Here is an 11,137-nt window from a genome sequence, read left to right as displayed (position 1 = left end):
GGGTTCGTTTATTATATCGACTGATTTTTATCTAAAAAAAGGTGTTGTTCAACTTTTTTTATTTGCAAGCTCTTTTTTATATAAGCACCCCATATTTTTTTATTTTTCCCTTATTTTATGTGATACACCGCCGATAATTTATATGTAAGCCAATAGCGGCAGCCATTGAGGTGGTACATAAATCCCCTGGTCCGGCTTACGGGCGGCGCCGCCCGCCGCGGCACTACTTCTGCCCTGTCCTGTTCGAGCTCACGGGACGCGGCAGGAAAATTAAATTTGTTGGGGAAAATGGATTTTCCCTGTAATGCTCAAGGAGGAACAAACATTATGCGTATTCAGCATAACATCATGGCGATGAACGCCTACCGCAACTACAACAACAATACCTCGGCACTATCCAAGAACCTTGAAAAGCTGTCCTCGGGCTACAAGATCAACCGCGCGGGCGACGACGCGGCCGGCCTTGCGATTTCCGAGAAGATGCGCGCACAGATCACTGGTCTGGAAACTGCGCAGAAGAACGTAAAGGACGGTATCTCGCTGGTAAAGACCGGTGAGGGTGCGATGCAGGAAGTGCAGGACATGCTCAACCGTATGGTCGAGCTGGCCACCCAGTCTGCGAACGGCACCTATGACAACGAGGTTGACCGCGATAACCTGCAGCAGGAAGTCGACCGCCTGAAGGAAGAAATCGACCGTATCGCGGATTCCGCGAACTTCAATGGCATCAAGCTGCTGGACGGCTCGCTGGCTGAATCTAAGGTTGACATCAGCTCCATTAACCTTGGCGGTGCCACTTCTGTCACGGAAGTTGCCGCTACCTCTGCTACCTCTGACTTTACCGCGAAGGCTTCGACTGCTGACAGCACCGAATATACCATGACGGTAGAGTTCATCGATGCCAATGGCACAGCCCACAAGGTAGATGTAAAGTACACGGGAGATAAGACCGGTGGTGCGGCAGGCGCTGGAAAGAATATGCAGAAAGCGCTGTCTGAAAATAGTGAAATCTCCAGCGTGTTTGATGTTGCTGTTGACGGTGCTGGCAAAATCACTTTCACCTCCAAGGTTGCAGGTGAGGATGGCGCAAAGATTATCAGCGTTACTGATACCGACACCGCGCAGGGTACTACTGGCAAGCAAACTGTAAACAATGCGGCGGGCGCTGATGGTTATGTTGAGGCAACTACTACTGGCGACTTGGCTGCGGGTAATACACTTACTATCAATGGCGTTACCTATGAATTAGTAGCTGACGCTTCTGCCAAGCCCACTACCGAAGGCGCTGTCACGGTTCTCGTAGGTGCCGATGATACTGCAACCGTCGCCAACCTGAACAAGGCATTGGAAAGCGCTGGCATTGAGGTTAAGGAAAATGCTACTAAGCTGGAATTCCGCAGCACTACTGGCGGTGCTGGCCTTACCCTGCAGATCGGCGACACTTCTGATTCCTACAATCAGATGACGGTTACGATTGGCGACGTCCATGTTAAGGCACTTGGTCTTAGCGGTATCAGCGTTGCCACGCAGGATGCCGCGCAGGCTGCGGTCAAGTCCATTAAGGACGCAATCAACACCGTATCGTCCATCCGTGGTACGCTGGGCGCGACCCAGAACCGTCTGGAGCACACCCAGAATAACCTGTCCGTCATGACGGAGAACATCCAGGACGCCGAGTCCACCATCCGCGACACCGACGTGGCCGACGAGATGATGGCTTACACCAAGAACAACATTCTGGTGCAGTCCGCGCAGGCAATGCTCGCGCAGGCCAACCAGGTGCCGCAGGGCGTTCTGCAGCTCCTGCAGTAAGGTTTTTGTTGTACTGCAATATTTATTATCCCTACACATCACAGGAAGGCACGCATTTCCGCGTGCTTTCCTGCATTTATGGACCCGCAAAGAGGAGGTAACCGCAAATGAGTATGATGAGCGATATCGCTGGTCTTTCGGTTTCCATGCATGCGGCACAGCTACAGCAGAGCGTATCGATCTCGATTGCCAAAAAGTCGATGGACTCCGCGGAGCTTGCCGCGCAGGAGCTTCTGCAGATGCTTCCCGCCCAGCCGGGCGTGGGAGAGCATATCAATACCTGTGCATAATGCCAATGGGGAGGTACGGCGCCGTACCTCCCCTGATATTTTCATAAAAAAGGAGCCATATGGCTCCTTTTTTAGTTCTCCTCTCTTGGCAGAGACTCTTTTTCATTGTCAGGCTGCGCCGTGAGCGCCGCTTGCGCATCGGCGGCCTCCTCTTCGCTCATAGCCGGGTGGAGCATCTGCTCCCACATCCGGTTCACTTCCTCCATACAGTCGAAATAAATGGTCGTGAGCAGGTTTGCCGGTATTCCCAGCGCTTCCGCGTTTTCCGTAATCTGCTTCCAATCTGCCTTCTCATAGCTTATGATCAGTTCAAGCAGCTTGCCCGCAGTCCCTTCATGTCTGAGCAATGCATTCCGTAGTTCGTCCACCATCGGGATATCCGAAAGGATATCCTCCATCGGCGCATCGATCAGGTAGCCCAGCGTAGAGAACATACCAAGCAGGTATGCCTCTGAACGGGTCAAGGGCTTCTGCTTCATATAGCGGTGCAGCTCGCCTGCAAAGCTTGCTCGCATAAACGACCGTTTGATAAACTCCTCGGAATCCTCCAGCTCCTGCGCGCTCTGGTCGCCCGCGCTGAGCAGGTATACCCAGCGCTTAATCTGGTTTAATCCAAGTGTCATAATCGCCTGCTGGACGGAGGTCGTCTGTGTACGGCGCGCAAAATAAGCCGAGTTGGCAATTTTGAGCAGGCTGTAAGTCAGTGTAACATCCATGGAAATGATCTGCTCAATTTCCTGTACATCGGGCTCCTCACGTGTAACCGCAACAACCAGACGAAAGAAATTACTGCGCAGGTAGCCGCTTTGATGCACCTTATTCGCCAACTTATCTGCCACAAATGCTCCCTGCATGCCATAAACGCCCAGTTCTCTGGCCTGGTCAAACTTCTGCTGGTCATCCACGCCCGTGGCGATCACACGCTTATTCATACTGTGCGCCACACGCATGACATTTTCCGCCGAGTTGCCTCCTGTTGTCTGCATATTGAGTTTAATATAGGAGATATATTCCAACATGCCCAGATAGCGCGGCATAAACTGAAAATCGTTGACTGCAATCTGGTATCCCTCTTTTGCATACTGCTGTACCAAATGCATGGCAAAAGGATGGATGATTACACTGTCATCGATTTGAATGATGAGCGAGTCGTTCTTAAACAGATGCGGTGTGCGGCGCGCCAGCAAGGAACTGGTGAAGGTCATAAATGTACAGGAATCCTTAAGGGCTTTTTCAGAGTTCTGCATCAGGAAGTCGTAAATTGCTTCCGCAGCCGCCGCATCCTCTCCCGTATCCCCTCCGTATGCCTCATTTCCGTTGGAATACATAATCTCATATCCCAGCACATGGCTGTCCGCGTCCTTGATTGCCTGCCGGACAATATATTTATTTTTTACCATGAAATCTGCCCCCTTTGGCCGCTTTTACCTTGCCTGCTTCTTTTTATCCAGCAAGCCGTCCATCACATCCACCAGGTGTCCAATCTCAGGCTTGGATAGCTGCTCGTCCGCACCAAGTTCCTTTCCCTTCACACGCATTTCCTCAGTCACCAGCGATGAGAAAATAATAACCGGTATCTCGCGCAGCACCGGGTCAGATTTGATCAGCTTGGTCAGCCTGTGTCCATCCATACTGGGCATTTCAATATCGGTGATAACCAGTGCAGCATGCCTTTCCAAGTTCGCTGGCTCCTCTGCCAGCGGTTCGATATAATCCCACAGCTCCTGCCCATTTGCGAACATGTGCAGGTTTGTATATCCTGCCTTTTCGAGTGAATCCTGTATCATACGCGACAGCAGGATCGAGTCCTCCGCCACCAGCACCGGACAGCTACGCTGCGCACGCGCCCCTTTTTTTTCGATTTCAGATATCTGTATTGTGGTTTCTGGCGCTATTTCCGCAACGATTCGTTCAAAATCAAGCACAGTCACCAGTTGCCCTTCGCACTGGGCAATGCCTGTGGCCACGCCTTCCTCGCCGCCGGAAACCGTTTTGTCCGGCTTCTGAATATCTGTCCACGAAATGCGGCTGATCCCCACCACTGTATGCACGCGGAATGCAATATACATTTTATTGAAATTGGTAACGATAAACAAATCCTTGGGGTTTGGCTTGGAATGCTGCCCTGTGAGATAGAATGGAAGATCCACCACGGTCAGCACAACATCGCGCGGCTTGAATATTCCCTCCACCGCGGGATGGGCATGCGGCATTGCTTTTACCGGCACGCTCATCATAATCTCACGCACCTTTGCGACATTAATGCCATACAGGTTATCATCGACCGTAAACTGCATGATTTCAATTTCGTTGGTTCCCGATTCCAGTAAGATATTGCCGCGCTTGTTTTCCTGCATAATTCCCACTCCTTCGATCGCTGTTATGTCAAAGTATTTTCTCCGCCTTACCGACGACCTTGATGCAGCCCTCTCCGGTAGCAACATCAAATAACAACGTGCGCGCACTTCGTCCGCCGACATCCTCTCGCAACAGCCGAACCCGCTCCTGCTGCAGCACCTGATGCACGCTGTCGATGTTCCTCTGCCCGATGCTGCCCAGGCTCCCGTTCCCTGCTACGTCAAACATTTTCGCCCCGCCCGCGATCTTTGCTACCAGGCGCGAGCGCCGCGCGCCTCTTTGTTCCATCTTACTGATCGTCAGGCGTATCCCAGTATCCGCATACTTCAACGGCGAGGTACGGTTCGCTTCCATATTGAGCGGCAGCATGACATGCACCAGCGCCCCCAGCCTGATAAATGGGTCATAGAGACAAATGCCTATGCAGGAGCCTAATGCATAGGTAATTAAAACGCCCTCATCGCGTGCCATTTTCATATCGGCAATGCCGACTGTCAGCTTATTCATCCGTCAATTCCCAACCTGTGCAGAAGATAATTCAGCGAACGTACATCCGGCGCAAGGAGCAGCCGGCAGGGAAGCTCCTTCCCCTCTACCAGAAAGCTGCCCCCGATCAGCATAATGTAATCCGACTGGTTGCCGTAAGCCGCCATTGGTACGGTAATGATCGCTCCCTGCATATCGATCGTCAGCTGGGGTACCGATGGCACGATCTTGACGCCGGACAGTCCGGACAGCGCATTGACAAAAGAGGAGATCAGTATGTTCCCGACCTCGATAACCGCTGAATCCTCCAGCTCTGTCAGGTCGTCATAACTGACGATCTGCTTTCCCATAATGTGCTTCAGGATCAGGTTGATTGCATCCAGCTGCACCAGCGCCAGCATCAACCCATTGATTTCTCCACTCAGGCTGGAGATGATGCCTGCAGAAACGGTTTCAAAGCCACCCAGCTTTTCTACAGCGTCGTTGAACTCCAGCACCTGAACCTCTGGCAGAGGGATGCGCACCTCGCAGCCCAACAATGCGGATAAAGCTGTCGCAGCATTTCCCGTCCCTATACTGCCTACTTCACGCAGTGCATCGATCTGCTGTGAATTCATTTCCTCATATTTTCGTAAATTCACGTACTTGCTCTCCTATCAGGTCCTTAAGCCGTTGATTGTTGACTCCACTTCATCCTGTGTCTGCAGCATCTTCAGCGCATAGGAAAAAGACCGTTGCGCCTCGATCACCTTACCGAACTCCGTTGCAATGTCTGTATTAGATGCTTCCAATACGCCTTTCATCGCCTTGCCTGTTGCTGGAAGCGGCGCGCCGTTCTTTGCAACTGGAAGCAACTTGTTAGAGCCCAAATGCTGCATCCCATCCGTATTGGCAAAATCAAATACACCAACGGGATACGCCGCTTCCGTACCATTGGTCAACTCAATCGGCTGCCTGTTTTGATCAAGCACATAATACCCGTCGCTGTCGCACAGGTAGAACACCGCCTGCTCTCCGCGCTGGACACTTCCCCAGTGGAAAGCGCCAGAGCGCGTATAGCATATTTCATTGCTCTGTGGATTCAGCAGGGCAAAAAAGCCGAGTCCCTCTATGCCATAGTTTTGGCCGGACTCCCGCGTCATCATGGCGCCCTGAGAAAAATCCGTCGCCGTCTGGATCATGCGGCTGCCCGACCCACGCGGCAGGGCTGCATTATCGGGTCCCGTCCAGTTCCGGTAAAGCAGGTCGGAAAACTGCGCTTTTTCCGCTTTAAAGCCGGCATTATTGACGTTTGCCAGATTATTGGCTGTTACGTTCAGCCGTTTCTGTTGCTGCGATACTGCAACAGAAGCGGCATAAAAGGACTGATTCATGCTTTAAGGCTCCCTTTCGATTTTTTAAACTCGCCCAAGTTCGGTCGAAGTCTTCGTCATAAGCTGATCATACATTTTGCTTAACTGCGATGAACTCTGCAAGGCACGTTGGCAGGTCATCATCTCGGTCATCTGCTGTACCAGGTCAATATTGGAGCGCTCAATCATTTTATGGTGGATTATCCGGTTGCCTGCTGCCTGCGGCTGGATATTGGCAGTGAACATCCCCTCCCCCGTCTTTTCCAGCGTCTGCGCTGGATCGGCAAATGCAAATACGCCCAAGGCTCCCAGCACACGCCCGTCCGGCCCCATGATCGTACCATCAGTTAAGGCAGTGATATGATCCGTCCCCAGATAGATAGGCTGTCCGTTTTGTCCCAGTACGCGCCCTTGTCCAGCAAGGTAGAGATAACCTTGATCGTCCAGCATAAACGATCCGTTTCTCGTATATACCCGCCCCGACGCACTTTGAACGGCAAAATATCCTTCCCCTTCTATGGCAAAATCGAACGGAAGCCCCGTCTGCTCCAGCCCACCTTGGGAGTGATCGGTATATACCTCATCGAGCGCTGTGATATAACTCGTCGTTGTACCCAATGCCTGCGGGGCTTTCTGCTTGTTCCCCACTCGGCTGCGCATAACCTCATCAAAGGTCGTGTCCGCATAGCGATCTGCTTTATAGCCTGTGGTGGCAGTATTGCTCATGTTATTGCCGATCACATCCAGGTTCCTCGTCTGCGTGAGCATGGCCGAGGTCAGATCGTAAAATCCTTTATACACTGCGTATTCCTCCCTCGTTATGTATCATATATATAGGCTGTCATTGCGGCTCGGAGCTTCCGGATCGCATTGGAATGGATCTGAGAAACACGTGGCTCGCTTACGCCAAGCACCTTTGCTATCTCTTTCATCTGCAACATCTTCTGATAATACAGTGACAGAACAACCTGCTCATTTTCCCGCAGCCCTGCAATACTGTCACGCAAAACTTTCTGCATCTCCTTCTTCTGATAACGCTCCTCCGGCTGGGCGTCCGCGTCACTCTGCGGCAGCTTTTTCACCAATGTGTCGGAATCGTTTTCATCCAGCATCATGTCCAGGGAAAGCACATTGCACAAAGCAGTCTTGGCAAGCTCTGCTTGGTAGCGCTCCACGCTGATACCAAGATGCCCTGCCACCTCCTGATCTGTTGGCGCCCTGCCCAGTCGAGTATATAGTTGCCCATTGGCCTCATCGATCTCCCGCATATGTCGGCGCACGGACCGGGGGATCCAGTCCTGCTTCCGCGCAACATCAATAATCATGCCGCGCAGGCGTTTGCATATAAAGGTTTCAAACTTTACATTTTGGCTCAGATCAAATTTATCCAGAGCATTCATTAAAAGGATGATCCCCTCGTTAATAATATCATCGACCTGTGCGAAGCTGGCATAAACCCCACGCAGCTTTAGTGCCACATTTTTTACAAGACAGGCATACCGCATCACCAGAACCTTTTTCAGTTCCTTATCACCGGACTGCTTATACTCTTCGAGCAGCGCCTCGTTCGACAGCTCTGCCCACTGCTTCTGTTCTTCCAAAACGCCTCTTCCCGTCCTCTCTCATCTTCCGGGCTATGCCAGATCAAAGCGTAACGTTTCCCAGCGACTGAATCTGCACGTTTGTAATAATCTCATTAAAGGAAAGCACTGTTATATCCGGATAAAACTGTTCCAGCAGCCTGCTCAAATATATCCGGATGATATGGCTGGTCAGCAGAATCGGCTTCTGCGAAAGCTCGGCAAACTTTTTTACATATTCCCCCAGCTGTGACAAAAGCTTTTGCATCAGTTCGGGGCCGATGGCAAGATAAACGCCCTGTTCATTTTTCGTCAGGCTTGCCACGATCTTCTTCTCCACTTCTGCATCCAGTGTAATTACGTTCAGCTTTCCATCCTCGCAGAACCGGTGGGTAATCGTCCGCTTCAACTGGGCACGCACGCTTTCGGTAATCAAATCCGTATCCCTAGTAATCGCTACCGCGTCAACAACCGTTTCGACGATGGTCACCATATCCTTAATCGGTATCCCTTCTTTTAACAGGTTTTTCAGAATCTTCTCCAGCATTGCATAGGAGATAACGTTGGGGAACGCCTCTTCCACCAACTGGGGGGCGATTCTCTTCATGTTATCCACAAGCTGTATGGTTTCCGCACGGTTCAGGATTTCATAGGTATGCTTTTTAATCGTTTCCGACAAATGTGTCAGCATAACCGAAAGCGGGTCGATCACTGTATAGCCATAGATCTCCGCCATTTCTTTATTTTCGGGCAGAATCCAGCGAGAGGGGATCCCATAGGAGGGTTCTATGGTTTCAATCCCGTCGATTTCCCCTGCGGGATTCGGCGGCTCCAACGCAAGATAATAATCTGTCAGGATCTCTCCGCGCGCCACTTCCTCCCCTTTAATCTTGATGACATACTGGTTGGTCCCCAGCATCGCCACATCACGCAAGCGGATAGACGGCACGACAAAGCCCATATCCTGTGCATACTGGCGCCGGAAAATAACGATACGGCTGATCAGCTTGCCCCCGCTCGATTCATCAACCAGCGGGATCAGACTATATCCAAATTCCATTTCGATCGGCTCGATATTGATCAGCGAGTACACATTATTAATATCTTTATAATAATCCATCTCGGATTGCTGTGCTTCCGCCTCGCGTTTTGCAGCTTCCTGTGCCGCCGGCAGTTCCTGCTGCTGCCGTTCCAGCGCCTCCATCTGGCTGGTTACCCGCCGGCTGACCAGAAACAGAGCAGCCGAGATCAATATGAGCTGAACATGCGGCGTACCGGGAAGGACCGCAAATATGGCAAGTATCAGCCCCGCAATCGAAAGCGCGCGCGGCTGCGCCAGAAACTGACGGATTACATCGTTGTTCAGGCTTCCATCCGCAACCGAACGTGTTACGATCATGCCGGTAGCTGTGGAAATCATCAGCGCCGGCAGCTGCGATACCAAGCCGTCGCCAATCGTTGCAATCGAGTAAATGCTGAGAACATCGCTCAGTTCCATGCCAGACTGTACAATGCCAATGATTGAGCCCGCGATAAAGTTGATCGAGGTGATGATGATCGACATGATCGCATCACCTTTTACGATTTTGGTCGCGCCGTCCATTGCACCATAGAAGTCTGCTTCCCGCTGGATTTTCGCTCTCTGGCGTCTGGCATCCTGTTCGTTTATGATACCGGAGGACAAATCTGCATCAATCGCCATCTGCTTTCCAGGCATGGCGTCCAGCGTAAAACGCGCTGCGACTTCTGCCACGCGCTCCGCTCCCTTTGTGATTACGATAAACTGCATCAATACAATGATCAGAAATATGATGACGCCGATAACCACGTTGCCCTGAATAACGAATTCGCCAAAGACCTTGATTACCTGCCCTGCTTCCCCCTGCTCAGACAGGATCAGGCGCGTTGAGGAAACATTCAGTCCCAGACGGAACAGCGTCGTGATCAGCAGAAGCGACGGAAAAATTGAAAATTCCAGCGGCTCCTTAATATTCATCGTGATCAGCAGGATGATCAGCGACAATGAAATATTCAGAATAAAAAATACGTCCAGCAGGAATGGCGGCAGCGGAATCAGAAGAAAAAGCACGATGACCACCACGAACACAGATATGACATTGTCAAAAATTCGTTTCATCGTTTCACCGTTACTTCCCTATATCTTTAACCAACCGGTTTTTTATGATTCAGCTTGTAGATATAAACCAGCACATCTGCCACCGGACCATATTGCTCTGCCGGTATCATCTGCCCAACCTCGGCCGACGCATACAGCGCCCGCGCCAACGGCTTGTTTTCGACCACCGCAACGCCGCTTTGCTCCGCTACGGCTACAATACGCAGGGCCAACGCATCCTGCCCCTTGGCGACCACAACCGGAGCTGCATCCTGTCCGGCGCGATAACGCAATGCGACCGCAAAGTGCGTCGGATTTCGTATGACCACATCCGCGCCCGGCACAGCCTGCATCATGCGCGAACGCGCCATTCTTCGCTGCAGCTCTTTAATTTTCCCTTTAATCTGCGGGTCGCCTTCCATCTGCTTGTATTCCTCTTTAATCTCCTGTTTGGACATTTTGAGCTGTCGCTCAAATTCCCACCATTGGTACAGGTAATCAAAAAAGGAAATCACCAGAAACGCTGCCGCCACCTCCAGCAACAGGCCAAGCCCCAATTCCAGCATGGACTGAATCGATCTTGCCAGATCCATATTCATATACTGGGCAAACTTTAAAAGCGCTCCCTCCACAAACCGGTAGATCAAAAACAGCAGTATCGCTATTTTCAGCACGCCTTTGAATGCCTCTATAATGCTTTTCAGTGAAAAAAGCCGTTTGATCCCCTGCAAAGGATTCAGTCTGCTGAACTTGGGCCGGAGCGCCTCAAATGACACCAGAAGCCTTGTCTGTGCAAATGTTGCGGCAACCGCTGCCAATATAGTGATAAGAAGAGGGAGCGCGACGGACCGCGCCAACGCCATCATAGACTGTGCCTTCAGTTCAGTCCCTATGGCGCTCGCGCCGCCGGTCGGCAGGCTTCCCACCAGCCCGATGCAAAAGCGTACCAGCGCGGCCATAGCCTCTGCCATCAAAGGCAAGCCAATGCGAAGCGTCACATAACTGGCAAACAGGGTTGCCACTGCGACCACGTCGCGGCTCATCAAAACATTACCCTTTTTTCGTTCGTCACGGCGCCGTTTTGGTGTCGCTTTTTCGGTCTTTTCTCCAGCCGCCATGCCCGCTCCCCCCTTTCCGGCTGCA

Annotated in this window: 11 protein-coding genes; 2 read left to right on the top strand and 9 right to left on the bottom strand. The window is 51.6% G+C overall.

The window, feature by feature from the left end; all coding sequences use genetic code 11:
• Positions 1-327 precede the first annotated feature (327 nt).
• Positions 328-1,812 carry a flagellin N-terminal helical domain-containing protein gene (locus tag OCV66_RS11750; RefSeq protein WP_147574436.1) on the top strand — a complete coding sequence of 495 codons (1,485 nt, stop codon included), beginning with the start codon at positions 328-330 and terminating at the stop codon, positions 1,810-1,812.
• A gap of 107 nt (positions 1,813-1,919) precedes the next feature.
• The gene (locus tag OCV66_RS11745; RefSeq protein ID WP_054327104.1) at positions 1,920-2,102 is read left to right on the top strand and encodes a YjfB family protein; all 183 of its coding nucleotides are present in this window, start codon (positions 1,920-1,922) and stop codon (positions 2,100-2,102) included.
• Between the two features lie 71 nt (positions 2,103-2,173).
• Here OCV66_RS11745 and OCV66_RS11740 read toward each other — a convergent pair whose 3' ends face one another.
• The 9 genes from OCV66_RS11740 to flhB are packed head-to-tail and all read right to left on the bottom strand — an operon-like array spanning position 2,174 to position 11,112.
• The gene (locus OCV66_RS11740) at positions 2,174-3,502 is read right to left on the bottom strand and encodes an EAL and HDOD domain-containing protein (protein WP_082397030.1); all 1,329 of its coding nucleotides are present in this window, start codon (positions 3,500-3,502) and stop codon (positions 2,174-2,176) included.
• Between the two features lie 24 nt (positions 3,503-3,526).
• The gene (locus OCV66_RS11735) at positions 3,527-4,459 is read right to left on the bottom strand and encodes a chemotaxis protein (RefSeq protein ID WP_107631883.1); all 933 of its coding nucleotides are present in this window, start codon (positions 4,457-4,459) and stop codon (positions 3,527-3,529) included.
• 28 nt (positions 4,460-4,487) lie between these two features.
• Complete coding sequence (locus tag OCV66_RS11730; protein WP_054327103.1) at positions 4,488-4,967, bottom strand: chemotaxis protein CheD; 480 nt, start codon at positions 4,965-4,967, stop codon at positions 4,488-4,490.
• On the bottom strand, positions 4,964-5,587 hold the full coding sequence (locus tag OCV66_RS11725) for a chemotaxis protein CheC (RefSeq protein WP_174887850.1): 624 nt from the start codon (positions 5,585-5,587) through the stop codon (positions 4,964-4,966). The genes OCV66_RS11730 and OCV66_RS11725 overlap by 4 nt, the downstream gene beginning before the upstream one ends.
• Before the next feature lie 15 nt (positions 5,588-5,602).
• Positions 5,603-6,319, bottom strand: coding sequence for a flagellar hook-basal body complex protein (locus tag OCV66_RS11720; protein ID WP_054327102.1), 717 nt, complete (start codon positions 6,317-6,319; stop codon positions 5,603-5,605).
• 24 nt (positions 6,320-6,343) lie between these two features.
• Positions 6,344-7,099, bottom strand: coding sequence for a flagellar hook-basal body protein (locus tag OCV66_RS11715; protein WP_054327101.1), 756 nt, complete (start codon positions 7,097-7,099; stop codon positions 6,344-6,346).
• 17 nt (positions 7,100-7,116) lie between these two features.
• Entirely contained in the window at positions 7,117-7,899 is a 783-nt protein-coding gene (locus OCV66_RS11710) for a sigma-70 family RNA polymerase sigma factor (RefSeq protein ID WP_054327100.1), read from the bottom strand.
• A gap of 43 nt (positions 7,900-7,942) precedes the next feature.
• Positions 7,943-10,015 (bottom strand): flagellar biosynthesis protein FlhA, encoded by a 2,073-nt coding sequence (gene flhA, locus OCV66_RS11705; RefSeq protein ID WP_054327099.1) that lies wholly within the window; start codon positions 10,013-10,015, stop codon positions 7,943-7,945.
• Positions 10,016-10,041: 26 nt separating this feature from the next.
• Positions 10,042-11,112 carry a flagellar biosynthesis protein FlhB gene (gene flhB / locus OCV66_RS11700; RefSeq protein WP_147574316.1) on the bottom strand — a complete coding sequence of 357 codons (1,071 nt, stop codon included), beginning with the start codon at positions 11,110-11,112 and terminating at the stop codon, positions 10,042-10,044.
• Positions 11,113-11,137 lie beyond the last annotated feature (25 nt).

This window comes from Agathobaculum ammoniilyticum (assembly GCF_025567315.1).
In the GTDB taxonomy this organism is placed as follows: domain Bacteria; phylum Bacillota; class Clostridia; order Oscillospirales; family Butyricicoccaceae; genus Agathobaculum; species Agathobaculum ammoniilyticum.
The sequence above is the reverse complement of the archived record's forward strand: the minus strand, read 5'-3'. Positions and strand labels throughout refer to the sequence as shown.